14 protein-coding genes and 1 pseudogene are annotated in these 16,141 nt (G+C 57.4%); 9 read left to right on the forward strand and 6 right to left on the reverse strand.

The genetic code is table 11. The features are described from left to right. The 6 genes and pseudogenes from LL253_RS19310 to LL253_RS19335 form a co-directional block, all read right to left on the reverse strand. Positions 1-429 (reverse strand): annotated as a pseudogene (locus tag LL253_RS19310) (hypothetical protein); the annotation flags it as partial. A gap of 38 nt (positions 430-467) precedes the next feature. Next, positions 468-1,232 carry a class I SAM-dependent methyltransferase gene (locus LL253_RS19315; RefSeq protein WP_021245286.1) on the reverse strand — a complete coding sequence of 255 codons (765 nt, stop codon included), beginning with the start codon at positions 1,230-1,232 and terminating at the stop codon, positions 468-470. A 160-nt stretch (positions 1,233-1,392) separates the two neighbouring features. Beyond that, the gene (locus LL253_RS19320; protein WP_021245287.1) at positions 1,393-2,265 is read right to left on the reverse strand and encodes an alpha/beta fold hydrolase; all 873 of its coding nucleotides are present in this window, start codon (positions 2,263-2,265) and stop codon (positions 1,393-1,395) included. A gap of 215 nt (positions 2,266-2,480) precedes the next feature. Continuing rightward, complete coding sequence (locus LL253_RS19325) at positions 2,481-3,422, reverse strand: MlaD family protein (protein ID WP_009824042.1); 942 nt, start codon at positions 3,420-3,422, stop codon at positions 2,481-2,483. A gap of 70 nt (positions 3,423-3,492) precedes the next feature. Further along, complete coding sequence (locus LL253_RS19330; RefSeq protein WP_009824041.1) at positions 3,493-5,106, reverse strand: ABC1 kinase family protein; 1,614 nt, start codon at positions 5,104-5,106, stop codon at positions 3,493-3,495. Continuing rightward, positions 5,099-5,593 (reverse strand): MarR family winged helix-turn-helix transcriptional regulator, encoded by a 495-nt coding sequence (locus tag LL253_RS19335; protein ID WP_009824040.1) that lies wholly within the window; start codon positions 5,591-5,593, stop codon positions 5,099-5,101. The genes LL253_RS19330 and LL253_RS19335 overlap by 8 nt, the downstream gene beginning before the upstream one ends. Before the next feature lie 222 nt (positions 5,594-5,815). Here LL253_RS19335 and LL253_RS19340 point away from each other — a divergent pair, with 222 nt between their 5' ends. From LL253_RS19340 to LL253_RS19380, 9 genes are all read left to right on the forward strand, one after another. Further along, positions 5,816-6,925: an ABC transporter permease gene (locus tag LL253_RS19340; protein ID WP_031291247.1), complete on the forward strand. Its 1,110-nt coding sequence runs from the start codon at positions 5,816-5,818 to the stop codon at positions 6,923-6,925. Continuing rightward, a complete protein-coding gene (locus LL253_RS19345) occupies positions 6,922-7,710 on the forward strand; it encodes an ABC transporter ATP-binding protein (protein ID WP_009824037.1) in 789 nt (262 codons plus the stop codon). Before LL253_RS19340 ends, LL253_RS19345 begins: the two co-directional genes overlap by 4 nt. Continuing rightward, entirely contained in the window at positions 7,710-8,639 is a 930-nt protein-coding gene (locus tag LL253_RS19350) for an MlaD family protein (protein ID WP_009824036.1), read from the forward strand. Before LL253_RS19345 ends, LL253_RS19350 begins: the two co-directional genes overlap by 1 nt. 110 nt (positions 8,640-8,749) lie before the next feature. Next, positions 8,750-9,334 carry an ABC-type transport auxiliary lipoprotein family protein gene (locus tag LL253_RS19355; protein WP_186378984.1) on the forward strand — a complete coding sequence of 195 codons (585 nt, stop codon included), beginning with the start codon at positions 8,750-8,752 and terminating at the stop codon, positions 9,332-9,334. A 399-nt stretch (positions 9,335-9,733) separates the two neighbouring features. After that, complete coding sequence (locus LL253_RS19360; protein ID WP_225870697.1) at positions 9,734-10,312, forward strand: DUF4142 domain-containing protein; 579 nt, start codon at positions 9,734-9,736, stop codon at positions 10,310-10,312. Between the two features lie 149 nt (positions 10,313-10,461). Continuing rightward, positions 10,462-10,935: a hypothetical protein gene (locus LL253_RS19365; RefSeq protein ID WP_009824033.1), complete on the forward strand. Its 474-nt coding sequence runs from the start codon at positions 10,462-10,464 to the stop codon at positions 10,933-10,935. A 568-nt stretch (positions 10,936-11,503) separates the two neighbouring features. Further along, positions 11,504-12,652 (forward strand): HlyD family secretion protein, encoded by a 1,149-nt coding sequence (locus tag LL253_RS19370; RefSeq protein ID WP_009824032.1) that lies wholly within the window; start codon positions 11,504-11,506, stop codon positions 12,650-12,652. 53 nt (positions 12,653-12,705) lie between these two features. Next, on the forward strand, positions 12,706-14,211 hold the full coding sequence (locus LL253_RS19375) for an MDR family MFS transporter (RefSeq protein ID WP_009824031.1): 1,506 nt from the start codon (positions 12,706-12,708) through the stop codon (positions 14,209-14,211). Positions 14,212-14,218: 7 nt separating this feature from the next. Further along, complete coding sequence (locus LL253_RS19380; RefSeq protein WP_050763085.1) at positions 14,219-15,706, forward strand: efflux transporter outer membrane subunit; 1,488 nt, start codon at positions 14,219-14,221, stop codon at positions 15,704-15,706. Positions 15,707-16,141: the final 435 nt, after the last annotated feature.

Here is a 16,141-nt window from a genome sequence, read left to right on the forward strand (position 1 = left end):
ATGATGGGTTTCGCAAGAGAGGCCTTCCAGTGTGGTGCGCGCATTTTGCCGACAGTAATTGCAACTGGAACGTTGTTGGACGGAATGGCCTGACCAACGTCCCGACGAGACGACCGGGCGCCGGATACCGGCGTGATCGGCTATGGTTTTTCCTTCTAGCTTCCTCGTGAACTGGTTTAAGGCTTTGCGTTTGCTGACCTGTCGAACAGCTCGCCAGTCTTCAGCATCTGATGCATTATGACTGCCAGCTTGCACGCGTCGCTCTGGTGCCCCGCAAACGAGCTGCTTCCCGAGCTCTGCGGTCTGGCTGCGCATGCTGCGCCATGCTTCGAGGATGGGCAAGATGATCCGCTCCAATGCAGCATTGGTGCTCAAAAGGCTCCGGACGTGCCCTTCAAAGACTCGTCCGGAACCCTTGGGAATGATCAAACCGAATCAGCAACGGAAGTCGATAATGCATTGCAGCGTCACTTTTGGCGATTATCTGATCCGTCGATCCTCCGTCCCGTTAGCAGGCCTTTGGCGCCCTTGCCTTCGAACTTGAACTCGAAGTCTCTCCAGGTTTTCCTCCAGCGTCGCGCCACGTATCTTTCTCCTGGTCTTGCTGCATCATCGAGCATGATAAGGCCTCCCGGTGCGATACGTTCGAAAAGGCGTTCCGCCATTCCTCGGGTAAAGGGATGTATTGACCAAGGCGGTCCATCTATGACAAGCAGATCAATTGTCTTTGGAAGGTGATGCAAGACATACCATAATCCAGGCCAGGCCTTGTCCCGAAAGTTCAGCGGAGCATGGCTGAAACTTGCCGACAGGTGGTGCTCAGCGAGCCAAATGCCCATCTGCTCAACGAACGGTTCATACTGATCGTAGCTGTATAAATGCCCGCCACCGTGAAGCGACAATGCTTTGGCGATAACCAGCGAAGTTACTCCGGAACCTAATTCCACAACATTTTTCGGTTGTCGGACTTCAATCTCATCAACAATCCTGTGAAGAAGGTAAGTGTCTGCTTTCCAGCTGCCAAGATGAGGCAAGGCGTCCTGTTCAAGGTTTATACGCTCAAGAACAGCATTTTTTTCAGCTTTGTTTCCCCCATAAAGGCTTTTCAACAGCCAAGGCCATTGGATGAGCGCAAAGAATAGCTGGAACAGGGTTTCGCCCTTTGTGCGCGCGGTGCCTGTTTCCTGCGGCATCTTTTTGGCCAGCATGCCGGTCAGATTTTTGGTCGTCAACTTTCGTCACCTTCGTTATGGATAGCAGTCCAGTGAGCGAGGCAGCAGCCAGTTACCGAGTGTCATCTTAGGCAAACCCACCAATGTATGGCGCTCTGCACAGCAAGTCGTCCGACCCTCGATGATCTGGAGCAAAATCTCTTCTCCCATGCTCGTCCCTCTAGGAGGTCGACTGGCGCCCTAAAAAGCCGAGAATTGCGGCAGAAAAGGCGTCGTTTGCATCGCCTGCGACCATATGCGTGGCATCGATTATGTCGGTATATTCAGCATGCGGCGCCAATTCGCGTAGATGTTCGACAGCGCCTTTCGAGACAAGATCACTAGATCCGCCCCTGATCAGATGAAGCGGTAGCGTCAAATTAGCGGCAGCCTTGTATAATATATTGACTTGCTGCTCCTGATGCGCGGTATCGCTGCAATGTGCAGCCACCATATTGCTAATAAATGCTGGATCCCAGTGCCAGTAATAGCGGCCATCCTCTTTATGCCGGAGATAGTGCCGCAGGCCATCACCCGCTCTGCGCTTGCGACGATGAGGCATGTAGCGCGCAATGACTTGTGCAGCTTCTTCCGGAGACGAAAAGCCAGTCTCGACATGTTCTTGCATGAAGCTGACCACCCGCATCACGCCGCCCGGATCGATACGCGGGGCTATATCTACAAGAGTGAGCGACGCGAAGCTGCCTGGGGCGAGGTCTCCTTCGGCTATCATTCCGGCAAGGCCGCCAAGGGAGGCGCCTACCAGAGCCGGTTTGCGATCCATTCTTGATGCTACCGCGACGAGATCGGCCGCAAAGTCGCGCACGTCATAGGCACCTGCGCTCGACCAGTCGCTGTCGCCATGCCCACGCATGTCGATAGCGATAGCGCGAAACCCCGCCTCGACCAGATCTTGCATTACCCGCTTCCAGGCGCGGCGAGTCTGACCCGCCCCGTGGGCAAGCAAGACGGGCATCGCCCCGCACTCGCCCTTCACTTCAACAGCCAGGCTGATACCAGCGGCTCCATCGATTGTGCGATTCTTCCCGGTCATCCACCAGTCTCGGTCTTGCAGGCCCGATTGAAGATAAACCCCTTAGTCCATTTTTGGCGTTGCCTTTGCGCCACTTCAGGACGTTGCATCCACACACGCGCGAAGAATTGAGAGGGTCGTTCTATCGTCCTGACTTCGTGCTTCACAGAAGCTGATTGCGCGCCTGTGCATGAAGACGAGGGTTGGTCCGTTCCTGAGCGGTCGATCGCGATCATCTATTTCCGTTCCTCAGTCGTGGGCCGGTAGTCAGGTAGTTTGGGAGATCCCAAGCCTTCCCGGTCAATCTTCTTGGCCGCATCGCCCACGCGTCGAACTGGTTCGCGAACGGAGCGGGCGGTTTCGGCGATTTGTTGCGCATCCCCTTCCAATTGCCTGATCCGGGGCCGTGCGTGTGCAATGGATAGGCCCAGAGACCGGGCCTTGCCTTCGGCATCATGCAAGGGCCGGCCGAGGCTGTCGCGAAGACCGCCCCGCGATGCCTCGAGCCTCAGGCGAAGCCTCTCCGCGTCGTCTCCCGCCCGAGCCATCACATTCCCTAGAGAATGGATCCTGTCTTCCTGCAGGACCTCCGCCGCGATTTGACTGGCATCGCTTTTCCAGTCCCGCGAGCGCAGCGCGAGTTGGCCAAGACGTTCCTCGATTGATCGCTGACCGGCAGGGTCCAGCTTCTTTGAGATGCTCTCGGCACCTGACGATATCTTGGCGATCATCTCGCCTGGATTGAGATCACCGCTCAGGAGACCGCCGGTCTTCACTGGCACAAGCGGGAATGGCTGTCCCGCTTGAACTGTAAGTGCCGGTTCACGCTTGTTGCTTCCCGCCAGGCTTATTTCTGCCGATCCATCGAAGAATGATTTATCGATCGACGCTGTCACGCCGCGATGGAGTAAGATGTCCTTGGTAAGGACGAACCGGACCATCACCGTACCCGGATTTGAAGGTTGGAGCCGGACCTGGGTTACTTTCCCGACGGGAACACCAAGAAGGTTGACGCCCGATCCGATTTGAACGCCGTCGACCGATTGTTTAAACTGCACCTCATACGTGGCCCCGTCAGCCTCACGCGACTGGATGAGCCACAGGGTGAACCCAATGACGGCGGCTATGAGCAGGCCGACAACAAGGCTCACCTTCAACCAGTTCGAACGCGTTTCCATGCGACCTAGAAATCCTGGAGCCGGCAGCGCGACAAATAAGCTTTGACTTTTCGCGAGATTTGGAACGTGATCATCGCCGCTTCACTCGTTCGCCAATTGCCAGGGCAATGGAAAGCACCGCCAGCAGCCCGGCGATCATCGGTTCCGAGGCGAAAAGGATTGCAGCACATATTCCCAATGCTGCGGGGTAGAGCTGGGGAGTGGCTCTGCTGTTGCGCTCATCGCCGCGCAATCGTTCAAGATCCCTGGGTGCGATACTGACGGTGATAGACCCGGTACGCGCAACTCTCTCGATCTGTCCCACCAGGCTCGGCGTTGACAAGGCGGCTCTTCCAAGCGCTGCAAATAGCTTGCCCGCTTCGCCACGCAATCGCGCAGGACTCGTTCGCTCGCGCATCAGTTCCTTTGCCAGCGGAGCCAGTTCTCGAGTGATGTCAAATGTCGGATCGATGCGCCGGACAAATCCCTCTGCTGTGAGCAGCGTCCGGAGCACCAGTGCCAGATCGGGCGGGAGCGCGAGATGAAAGTCGCGCAGTATCGCAAAGACCATCTTGAAAATGTCGGTAAGGTCAATTTGCTCCAGCAGAACATTGCTGAAACGGTTGATCAGTTCGTCCAGGGCCTCTTCCAGCCTGACACGGTCAACATCAGGGTCGCCCGCCCAAAGCAGCAGAATATCGACGACCCCGCTTGTGTCCGCCGCCGCGATCGCCAGGCCAAGCCGTACCAATTCCTCCCGGCGTCTCGGCAGAAGCGTCCCCACCGCTCCGAAGTCGATAAGCGCCAGCGTTCCGTCCTCCAGGAAAAAGACGTTGCCGGGGTGGGGATCGGCGTGGAAATGACCATTGATGACGATCATGTGGAGGATCGCCTGCGCATAGGTGCTGGCGAGGCTCGTGAGATCAAGGTCGCCCTGCCGTGCCGCCTCCAGATCGCTTGCCGCGAGGCCTCGAAACCGCTCCTGTATGTTGACACGCCTGCCGGACAACTCCCAGTCGAAGCGAGCCGTTCGCACGCCGAAAGCTTTGAGATACTCTCCGATCGTATCGCTGGCGCGAGCTTCCGCGCCGAGGTCCATTTCCCGATCGATACTTTCAGCGAAGTGGCGCAGCAGTTCGTCCGGCTTGAGTCGCGCGATCTCGGGGATGCGGCGCTCTGCGATCCGGGCGACGCGGCGCAGCAGCCGAAGGTCGGCGTCGACAATCCGCTCGATCCCGGGACGACGGACCTTGACGATAACGTCCCGGCCGTCGAGCAGCGTTGCTGCATGGACCTGAGCGATCGAGCCGGCCGCAATCGCTTCGTCTTCAAACGAGGCGAAATAGCTTTCCACAGTTCCGCCGATCGCCTCTTCGATAAGTGGTCGCACGGTGGCGAACGGCAGCGGCGGAACCCGGTCCTGAAGTTTCGAAAGCGCATCGATCCAATCGGGCTCCAACAGATCACTTCGCATTGCAAGAATCTGCCCGAACTTGACCGCCGCAGGACCGATATCTTGCAGCAGCGCAACGACTGCTTCTGGTCGAGCGCTATCAAATGGTTCCTCACCACCCAGTCTGAGACCTAGCCGGGAGGCCATTCCCTTGAGGCCATGTCGCCCGAACAGAAGCAGGATTTGTGCGAACCGCTCCCGCTCCTTCAATGCGACCGCTTCAGGCCCGTCCATCAAATGAGGATCAGCCATCGTTATGTGCCTTGAGCGTGGGGACCCGACCTTGGCGGAAGCCAGCTTGCGTTTCGAGTTGATCCACGACCTTGTCGAGGTGAAGGATCGCCCTATCCAATGCTTCCAGTTCTTCCGCGGTCAAGCTGCCGAAGGTCTTTGCCACAATGCCATCGTAGAGTGGCAGGGCCTGCTCCAGCATCGCCCTGCCTGCGTCCGTGATTTCCACGAGCTTTACACGGCGGTCCTCTTCAACGGGCGAGCGTGTGACCAGACCATTCTGCTCCAACCAGTCAATCGCCTGGGTTACCGTGCGCGGGGCCTGATCGAAGAAGCTTGCAATATCGGTTGAGCGGCTGGGTTGCTCGGCGAGATATACTAGCAGCTTAAGACGGGCCATCGATGCACCTTGGGACGCAAGGTGCGCGTCGATCAGCCGCCGCATTCTGTACCAGGTCCAGCCAAAGGCCGTCGCGAGCGCGCGCAAATGAACTTCCTGAGGTTCCATATGTTATGTCCTTGCTCAATCTTTGATGGCATGGCAAGAGGAGAGGATAAAGTTATGACTGCGACGAAGCTGACCGCTCTTGGCCTTTGGCGCGCCATTGCTCGATCGTCATCGTGAGACCCCAATGCTTGACCATGGCGTAGTTCAAGATATGCGCTGCGTGGCGTTGATGCCAGCAGCAGCCGAAATCGTCCGCTGTTCAATTCCCATGCTGCCAGTGCGATGATCGCGGCAGATTGGCATATTGACGAGGGTGGCGGCCAGACTCTGCATGTGAGCGGTGACTGGACTTCGCTTGCTTTGGGCGATGCGGAAGGGCGCCTGGATGCCCAGGCGGCCAGGAGTCTAGACGTGCAGCGTCTCGATCTTTCTGCTCTAGGGCGGATCGACACTGCTGGTGCCCTCCTACTTTTGCGGTCCATGGCTCCAGGCGCCGAAATTGACTTTGGCGAAAGAGAGGATTTGCAAAGGCTGATAGACCTTGTTCGACCTGCCCTTGAACAAGAGTCGTCCGGTAAGGCTGGCGTCACTGGTGTTCTAGGATTTTTCGAGCGCTTCGGCCGTCAGGTAATCGGGACCGCCGGTGACGCCTACCAGATGCTGGTGTTCACTGGACAGCTTATTATCGCGCTCGGCCGTACGCTTGGCAATCCTCGCCGATTGCGCATGACGCCGCTTGTCGCTTTCATGCAGGACGCGGGCATTAATGGGCTTCCGATAGTTTTTATCATGACCTTCTTCATCGGCGCGGTCATTGCGCTTGTTGGCACCAACCTTTTGACAACGCTTGGCGTTGAGGTGTTCACGATCCAGTTGGTGGGCGTGGCCATCCTGCGCGAGTTCGGCGTAGTGATCACCGCCATCCTTCTGTCTGGACGTTCCGCATCTTCCTTTGCCGCTCAGATCGGTTCGATGCGGATGAACCAGGAAACCGATGCGATGCAGGTTATGGGTGTGGACCGTTTCGATGCGCTGGTAATCCCGCGCATATTAGCCGCGCTTCTCATGATGCCTCTCATGACCTTCTGCGCGGATATCGGCGGTCTTGCTGGCGGACTGTTGGTCAGTTGGGTGACGATTGATATCAGCCCGGTCTTTTTCATCCAGCGTACGCTCGAAACGGTAGACATTAAGCATTTCTGGATAGGCATGTGCAAAGCGCCGTTTCTGGCTCTGATCATCGCTGCTGCGGGCTGTCGGCATGGCCTTATGGTCGGCGGCGATGTCCAAAGCCTTGGTCAAAATGTGACATCCGCGGTCGTCCAGTCAATCTTCATGGTCATTATGTTCGATGCGATTTTCGCGGTGATCTTCATGGCGCTCGATCTGTGAGCGCGCCTCTGGAAACCGATGCCGAAGACGTGCCCATTCGCGTCAAAGGCCTGCGCACGGCTTTTGGCGACAAGGTCATCCATGAGGATCTCGGCCTTGAGGTCAAGCGCGGTGAGATATTGGGTGTGGTTGGCGGATCGGGTTCCGGTAAGTCGGTGCTGCTCAACACTATCCTGGGCCTCAAGCAGCCCGATGGCGGATCCGTCGAGATATTCGGGCAGGACATCCGCGATCCGCAAGCGCACAGTGAAGTCGAGCGTCGGATTGGGGTGATGTTCCAGCAAGGCGCATTATTCTCCTTTCTCACCGTACAGGAAAATGTCGAGGCGCCACTTCTAGAACATACGAAACTCACACATGAGTATGTGCACGATCTTGCAAGGCTGAAGATCAAGCTTGCTGGTTTGCCGGAAGATGCAGGCTGCTTGAAGCCTGCCGAGCTATCTGGCGGAATGCGCAAGCGCGCGGGGGTAGCCCGCGCAATCGCGCTGGATCCGGATATCCTCTTTCTCGACGAGCCGACTGCCGGCCTCGATCCAATTGCTGCAGCCGAATTCGATGATCTTATCAGAACATTGCGGGATGCTCTTGGCTTCACCGTGTTCATAATCACCCACGACCTCGATACTCTGTACGCGATTTGCGACCGCGTTGCGGTTGTCGCTGACAAGAAAATCGCCGCTGTTGCAACGATCAAAGAACTTGAACGGTCAGATCACCCGTGGATCCGGAGCTATCTTCTGGGACCGCGAGGCCGTGCCGCCAAAAAAGAGAAAGAAAGCTGATGGAACGCCATGCCAACTATGCTCTGGTAGGCGCCGCCTCCATCGCGTTGCTTATCGCCACGCTTGTTTTTGTTGTCTGGCTCGGCGGTTCGGCCAAAGGAAGTGATTCTTACCAGATCGTGTTTCATGGGCCGGTCAGAGGCTTAAGCGTTGGAGGCGAAGTGCAGTTCAACGGCATCAAGGTCGGGGAAATCGGCGGAATCCGCCTCGACCAACGCGACCCCAACCGTGTTATCACGGATATCGAACTGACGCGCGGGACACCGGTCCGCGAAGATTCGGTCGCATCCTCTGAAAGTCAGGGCATCTCAGGGGTCAGCATCGTTCAAATCAGCGCTGGCACGCCGAGCAAGCCCCTTCTCAAGACCAATGATCACGGTAAGCGACCTGTCATCCCCAGCAAGCCCAACGCTATGTCTTCGTTGCTGCAAGGCGGCGGACAGGTGGTGGCAAGCGCGACCGAGGCACTGAGCCGTGTGAACAAGGTCCTGTCTGACCGTAATATCGCCAACATCGGCGGCGCCATTCGCGATGTCCGAATGACTACGGCGGAACTGGCGGCCAATCGGACCATGTTCGCCCATGCCGGTTCTGCGCTCGCCAAACTGGATCGGGCGGCTGACGATATTCAGGGCGCGGCCTCGTCCGTTCGGCAGATTGCCGATGGCGATGGCAAGCGCGCCTTCGCCGACATCTCCCAAGCGGCAAACGAGCTCAAATCGGCAGTTCATGAGGCTCGCGGCGTGATCGCCAAACTCGACACGCAAAGCGCCGATATCGGCACGACCACGATCCCTAATATCAATGCGACTATGCTGACATTGCAAGAAACAGCTGAATCGCTGGACGGGCTAATTCGCGGGATCCGACAAAGTCCCCGCGAAGCTCTGGCCAAAAGCCGGGGTACTGAACTGGAGTTGCCTAAGTGACATTATCAACCAGGAATCGGACTTTTGCACTTCTGTCGAGCGCCTTGCTGCTGGCTAGCTGTGGAAACCTGCTAGGCGGCGGCGAGCGCGCTGACCTTTTCAGGTTTGGCGTGGTTGACCCCACGCCCGTCACCGGGATGCAGGGTGCGCTCCCGACTCGCTCTGTATCTCTGCTTCGCCCCCGGTTCTCGCAGGAGGTGGAGGGCGATCGCATGCTCACCACGCGGGGGGAGCGTGCGCTCTACCTCAAGGGGGTTCGTTGGGTGGCGCCGGTCCCCGATCTTTTCACCCAGGCGCTGATGCGTCAATATGCGGCGCGGGCACCTGACGTGCGCCTGACGGGCGTGAGAAACGCCACCGGGGCATCGCATGCGCTGCAGATTGATATCGAGCGATTCGAAGCAAGGTATGCCCTAGATGGGGGTGAAAAAGCACCGCCCACTGTCATTATCGAAGGCGATGCAACCCTGTTTGATCTTTCTGATCGTCGTCCCGTCGAGGCCAAGCGCTTCTTGGTGCAGGAGCCAGCTTCCGCAAATACCACAAGTGGGATAGTCGCCGCTTTCGATCGTGCAGTAGCTCGCTCAACCACAGAATTGACGGATTGGTCCGCGGATACAGCGCGGAAGCATTCCACAGAGCGCGCGCTAGATACATCCAAGGATCGGATGGATCGCAAGCAGGAGATAAATTGATCATGAGCCTGTCGCCGATCTCAGCAACTTTCGGGCGTAATTGCATGTACAAAATCGCCATGCGCCGGATACCTTCGTAGGTATCTACGAGTTTTGTTTTTATTTGAAGGACCGACCCGATCGGAGCCAAATTAAGTAAGATAGTGAATATCGGGTTCCAGGTCTTAATAAGCGATAGCATATCGACCATGTGATAAGTCAAATCTTGCAATTCCTAATATTTCTATCCGATTAGCCAATGGAATCTGCTGCCGATTCAATTGCTATTGATTTGACAATTCAATTTATGCAATGCGGGTGATGGTGGAACGATTATCCAACAGCATCGTTACGACGTGGTCACGTTTAACGTGATGCGGCCACTTGACCGCTCGCAATCTATTCTACGGAGAAGGTACTATGCTGAAAGTCATTATGGCCGCGGGCGCGCTAGCGCTTTCAGGTTCAGGGGCTCTTGCCCAAGCTGTTTCGCCAACGAACACAGGTTCAATGTCGAGCATGGATACCGGCACGACACCGATAGCTGGACAGAATGAGCCAGCGTTTGTGATGGCTGCATCGGATGCGAACCTCTATCAAATAAAAGCGGCGCAGCTCGCCGTGACCAAGGCCCAGCGTGACGATGTGAAGGCTTATGCCAAACGTGTTCAGACAGAAGCGCAAATCGCCCAGAAAGCTCTCATGGCGGCGCTGCGCAACGATCAGCGGACGATAAAAGCGCCATCGTCATCGCTTTCCTCCGACAGAGCCGCACTCGTGAAGCTGCTCCAGAAGACGCCGCGCGGCAGCTTCGATAATCTTTATCTATCCCAGTCCGCCCAGGTACTGCAGGCGGCATGGGCCATCAACAAAGGCTATGCGCAAGACGGCACCGACCCAGCCTTGAAGCAAGTCGCGGGCACCGCCGTTCCCACACTTGAGCAAGAACTCACCAACGGGAAGGCACTTCTTCCTTCAGCATTGACCGGCGGTCAATGATCATAGTGGCGCCCGTTCTTCACGGGCGCCACTCAATGTGATCGTCATGCCCTTGTGGGCATCTGCTGTTATTTCAAGCGCGGCAACAGTGAACCCCACAGCGGTCGTGTTTATGCTTTCAACCTTGTCTTCAGGATATTTGGCGGATGATGATACTTATTTTTGCCATGGCGGCTCTTGGACAAAGCCCCGAGCAACCCGCCAGAAAAGATGAGACAGTTGACCGCGGTCGGGAAATCGTCACTCAGCCGGCGAAAGATATTGGCGCGGCCAAAACTGAAATTCCAGTTATTCTGGAAAGAGCGCAAGAAAATCCATATGGCCTCTCCGGTTTGAAATCCTGTGCGCAGATCAAGGCCGCAACCACGGAGCTCGATAGCGTCCTCGGACCTGATTTTGCCGTCGGCAACAACAAAAAAGAGAACAGGCCTGGTCGGCTAGCCGAGGCTGGAGGAAAAACTATTGTTAACACAATCATACCGTTTCGGGGCTTAGTTCGGGAGATTTCGGGCGCAGCTCCGGCCGAAAGACGCCTGGCGTCAGCAATCGACGCCGGCTTCGCGCGCCGCGGCTTTCTTCGTGGAACAGCGCTCGCACGGCGCTGTCCGGGTAGTAAAAATTAACGACGAAAGCTGACGCTATTGAATTCAATGCCGCTGTGTGAGGCTGCGCATTATCTCGTGAGCTTGGCATTGCAGGGCAATAACTCCGGCGAGACTAACAAGAAAGTACTAGCGGTCGAGACCGCCCATAATATCGCTGTCGGACAAGGTGACGGCACCCATCCAATCAAAGTGGCACGGCAATTTTCGGATGGCGCTGCTCATATCACGATAGCCCATCGTTGCGCGGATTGAACCTGGACATCGGATCTCGGCTCAGTTTTTATCGACCGTCCTGTAGGCACCAGTAATCTTCTCGCCGAAATGGTGGGCATCATGCGCGTTCAGCTTCTGTATTTGTGCCCCAGCTTAACAAATCGTTCCTCGGTATATTCTGATTCTGACGTGAAGTTGGGGGGAGCTACAGCCTGATAGGGCGGCTGATGGTTAGTACCGGTCCAGCGGCGTCGGGCAAGAGCGAATGATAGGGGCGTAAACGCTGAGGTTCCATATAATATGCAATTGCCGAGCGCCCTTTAATGCTGCAAGAGCAGAACCGCACCGCGCATCATGGGGAATTGTAATTTATATGGCGGACAAGTCGGCCACTGCTTCGGCGGATCCTGAGGGCCTCGGCGAATCGGCAGCGTCCCCGCTTAAATCGCCACGCGTTCGCCTGGCGATGCTCATTAGCGCGATCTTGCTGCTCATTGGTGGCCTTGTCTGGTACTTGGATCATCAGAACCGGGGCCGATACATGCAGGTGACCGACAACGCCTATGTTGCGGCGGATTCCGTCATCACAGCGCCCAAGATCGCCGGATATGTTGAACGGGTGTTCGTTATCGAGAATCAGACGGTTCGGCAGGGGCAGTCTCTAGCTGAACTCGATCCCCGCGAATATCGGGCGCAGACTGAACAGATTACCAGCCAGATCGAAACGGCAACGGCTGCGGGGGATACGACGCGCTCTCAGATTTCCGAACAACAGGCAACCATAGCGCAAGCGCAAGCCCAGCTCGACGCGGCGCGCGCCGAGGCTGCTTTCGCCGCACAGCAGGTTACGCGATATCAGCCGCTTGCCGCATCCGGCGCCGAGCCAGGGGAGCGTTTCGCGCAGCTTCAGACGCAGGCACGGCAAGCTCGCGAGCGAACCAATGCTGCGCATGCCGCGCTGATTGCCGCGCAACGGCGTGTCGGTACACTGAGCGCGCAGGTACGTCAGGCCCAGTCGCAAGCAGAGGCCGCGCGTGCCCAACTCAAGGTGGCGCGCGTCAACGTCGAATCGACAGTGCTTAAGGCTGCCATCAATGGCCGTGTGGGCGACCTGGCTGTCCGTGTCGGGCAATTCGTGCAGCCCGGTACGCGCCTGATGACACTGGTTCCTGTCGATCGATTGTTCATAGAGGCGAATTTCAAAGAGACTCAACTGGGGCTTATGCGCGTCGGCCAGCCTGTTGGCATCGAAATCGATGCGCTCCCTGGCGTCGAACTGACCGGGCGTATTGCCAGTGTCGCTCCTGGCACGGGCGCCCAGTTCTCGGTGCTCCCCCCCCAGAATGCGACCGGAAACTTCACAAAGATCGTACAGCGCGTGCCTGTACGCATTGCAATCGATGCTCCTCTCGAAGTGCGCAGGCTCCTTGTGCCGGGAATGTCGGTTGGAGTAACGGTCGATACGCGTTCAGCCAGAGGAGAGATGGATCGACTCCGTCAGGCCGTAAGCCGGAAGCGTTGACAGTGGTCACGGTCACAGCATCTCCAGACGCAGCTCGTTCCGCGCGTGCGGACTTGACCGCTTGGATCGCTGTGGCTGCCGGCTCGCTCGGCGCACTGCTGGCGACCCTCGACATCTCGATCGTCAACTCGGCACTGCCAACGATCCAAGGCGAAATCGGAGCAACCGGCACTGAGGGAACGTGGATCGCCACCGCCTTTCTCGTTGCCGAGATCGTCGTCATTCCGCTGAGCGCTTGGCTGGAGCGGCTTTTGGGACTGAGAACCCTCCTTCTCATTTCCGTGACTGCCTTTACCGGGTTCTCCATCCTATGCGGCATCGCCACCGACCTTATGACGATGATCATCGGACGAACCGGGCAGGGCCTTATGGGAGGGCTGCTGATACCGACCGCCATGACGATTGTCGCAAAGCGACTCCCGCCACCCCAGCAGCCTATCGGGATGGCCCTTTTCGGAATGACAGTAATCTTGGGGCCCGTTCTTGGCCCCTTGCTCGGTGGCTGGCTGACGGAAAATTTGAGCTGGCATTATGCCTTCTTCGTCAATGTGCCGGTCTGCGGGATACTCCTCTTGCTCCTGTTGCTCGGCCTGCCGCACGAACGTACGAATTGGGTCTATCTTCGCGAGGCCGACTGGTTGGGTATTATAGGCCTGATCCTTGGCCTTGGAGGACTGACGATCGTGCTCGAGGAGGGGCACCGTGAAGACTGGTTCGAATCGACGCTTATCATCCGGCTGACGTTTATAACAGTAGCAGGGTTTGTGATGTTGGGGATCGGACAGATCCGGGCAACAAAGCCCGTCCTTAAGTTGCGAATCGTCATGAGCAGACAGTTCGGCAGCGTCGTTATAATGGCGCTAGCGCTGGGCATGGTGATGTACGGATCGACCTTCGTCATCCCGCAATTCCTGTCGCTTATCGCCGACTATAATGCCCTCGAGACCGGACAGGTCATTTTTCTCATGGGCGTTCCTGCCTTCTTTGTGATGCCATTCGTACCGTTTCTGATGCGGTTTGTCGACATCAGGCTGGCCGTTGGTGCTGGCCTCGCGCTTATGGCTGCTAGCTGCTTTGTGAACACCAGTCTCACAGTGGAATCCGCAGGCGAAGCCTTTACTACCGGTCAGCTGCTGCGCGGGGTGGGGATGATCTTTGTCATGCTCTTTCTGAACCAAGCCGCCATTACCTCAGTCAGCAAGGAGGATGCTGGAGATGCCTCGGGCATCTTCAATGCTGCGCGAAACCTCGGTGGCTCATTCGCTCTGGCGGCCCTGACGTCGTTCCAGGACCAGCGCATGTCACTCCACAGCCGACGGATGGAGGAAACGCTGTGGGCAAACGATCCAAGCGTGCAGGAGTATATCGCGGGGATGTCTCATACTCTGGGAAATATGGACGCCGGCCTTCAGTCGCTCGCTGGCACTATTCAGCAGCAGGCGTTCGTCATGACCTATAACGACATATTTTTGACGATGGCGGTAGCGACTTTTGTGACGCTCCCGTTCGTGTTTTTCCTTCGCCCGCTCCCCAAGGGGATGTCGCTGACGATGCATTGAGGTGGTAATGGCAAAGTTAAGTGGTCTCATCCTTCCGCTGCTCCTTGGTGGATGTGTGGTCGGCCCGGACTATTCCGGACCACCAGAGCTCGGCCAAGCCGCGCCGCGGCCAACATTCGTTCGTCAACCAGCAGATGCATCGACCAGCGAGCCTGAACTCGCCGAATGGTGGGCGACGCTGCAAGATCCGGTTCTCGATGAGCTCGAGCGGCGCACTCTTGTCGCGAATCCCTCGATTGATGTTGCGCAGGCCCGACTTCGCCAAGCCCGTGCGTCTGTACGCCAGGAGCGAGCAAACCGCCTGCCGACGGCTGGTGCTCAGGGCACGGCCATATTTGCCGATCTTCCCGGGATCGATCTCCAGACCAGTCAAGGAAGTACTACACCCACACCTGTTCCGGCGCCTTCATCCGCCCAGGATGCGGACACGTCTCTGCGTTTCTACAACCTTGGTCTGAACGCAAACTGGGAAATAGATCTCGCGGGCGGGCAGGTGCGAAAAATCGAAGCGGCAAACGCGCTGGCGGCGGCAGCGGCGTATAATGTTGCAGACGCAAAGGTCCAGCTCAGCGCTGAAGTCGCGCAGACCTATACCAATCTTCGTGACCGGCAGCAGCGCGCCGCCGCTTTTCGCGAAGGTCTCGACATTCAGCGGCAGCAGCTCGCCCTAGCCCGGCAGCGTTTCGGGCAAGGCACAATCCCGGCCTTTACTGTCGGCCAAGCGAACCGCGCGGTTCAGGCCACGATCAGCGATCTCGCCGCAGCCGATGCTGAGATCGTAATATATATGAATGCGCTAGCGGTTCTCGCCGGTGAAGCGCCGGGATCTCTCGATCCGCTATTGACGCCACGGCGCGATATCCCGATGCCCCCTGCGCGGGTGTCGATCGGAGACCCTTCGGCGCTCCTGCGTCGCCGTCCCGACATCCGCGCTGCGGAGCGCAGTCTCGCTGCCACAACTTCCCGGATAGGAGTCGCGGAAGCAGCTCGTTTTCCGAAAATCAGCTTCATGGGGATTCTCGGGATTGGCGGCACGTCGATCGGAGACCTGGTAGATCTGGGCAATATTTCCAACATCGCCGTCCCTCAGCTGCAATGGGGCTTGCTCGATTTTGGACGAACGTCAGCGGCGATATCACAGGCACGCTCTGGTCGCGATGAAGCCGAGGCACAATATCGGCAGGTAGTGCTCGGCGCGCTTGAGGATGCGGAGACGTCGCTTGCGCGCTTTGCACAGCAAAGGCGAAACGTCGCCGCTTTTGCCGAAATCAAGCGGTCAGCAGATGAAGCGGCAACGCTGATGCGGCAGCGCTATGCGCGGCAGGTCATTTCGAGAGGCGACGCTCTTGAGGCTGACCGCCAGCAGCGGCTTGCAGAGGCAAACCTGCACAGTGCGGTTGCGGCCCTCACCGCCAGCTATGTTGCCATACAGAAGTCGCTTGGACTGGGATGGACAGAAGCTGGGAGTCAAGCCTCAGCCCTTATGAGCAAATAATGATGGTATCTGTCCGGACTTGCCAATACAAGAATCGGCGGCCCTGCCCACCGCCAATGATGACTTTTGGCACAGGGCAACCCGCCTGTTCGGCATCCATCCTGCGGCCCTTGCGATTATACAGAGTTTCGCGGGGTAACGCGCCCCGGGGCGATTGCGATGTGTTTGACGGGGGTTGCCCCCGATAGGATGAAATACGGATTCACGACCGCATAGCCGGACGCAACATCGGACCGGAGACAACCATAGAGCAGTTTATCGGCCTCGACGTGTGATTGAATAGAATTTTCTGTCCGACGAAGATCTATCCCGCGGGGAGTTGTCCTGACCGCGTATACGACCTTGTACCCGACAGACGGCATCACCCGCAGACGGAAGATGGGGGCGCTTGTAAGACCAGCCAAGCTTACGACCTCACGACCATAGATCGACGAA

Origin of the sequence: Sphingobium soli, assembly GCF_020782245.1 — a bacterium.
Taxonomy (GTDB): domain Bacteria; phylum Pseudomonadota; class Alphaproteobacteria; order Sphingomonadales; family Sphingomonadaceae; genus Sphingobium; species Sphingobium soli.

Coding starts and splice junctions, on each gene's coding strand:
- LL253_RS19325 (WP_009824042.1), bottom strand. CDS start 3,422: ATGGAAACGCGTTCGAACTGGTTGAAGGTGAGCCTTGTTGTCGGCCTG.
- LL253_RS19370 (WP_009824032.1), top strand. CDS start 11,504: ATGGCGGACAAGTCGGCCACTGCTTCGGCGGATCCTGAGGGCCTCGGC.
- LL253_RS19335 (WP_009824040.1), bottom strand. CDS start 5,593: ATGGAACCTCAGGAAGTTCATTTGCGCGCGCTCGCGACGGCCTTTGGC.
- LL253_RS19380 (WP_050763085.1), top strand. CDS start 14,219: ATGGCAAAGTTAAGTGGTCTCATCCTTCCGCTGCTCCTTGGTGGATGT.
- LL253_RS19320 (WP_021245287.1), bottom strand. CDS start 2,265: ATGACCGGGAAGAATCGCACAATCGATGGAGCCGCTGGTATCAGCCTG.
- LL253_RS19330 (WP_009824041.1), bottom strand. CDS start 5,106: ATGGCTGATCCTCATTTGATGGACGGGCCTGAAGCGGTCGCATTGAAG.
- LL253_RS19350 (WP_009824036.1), top strand. CDS start 7,710: ATGGAACGCCATGCCAACTATGCTCTGGTAGGCGCCGCCTCCATCGCG.
- LL253_RS19360 (WP_225870697.1), top strand. CDS start 9,734: ATGCTGAAAGTCATTATGGCCGCGGGCGCGCTAGCGCTTTCAGGTTCA.
- LL253_RS19365 (WP_009824033.1), top strand. CDS start 10,462: ATGATACTTATTTTTGCCATGGCGGCTCTTGGACAAAGCCCCGAGCAA.
- LL253_RS19340 (WP_031291247.1), top strand. CDS start 5,816: ATGATCGCGGCAGATTGGCATATTGACGAGGGTGGCGGCCAGACTCTG.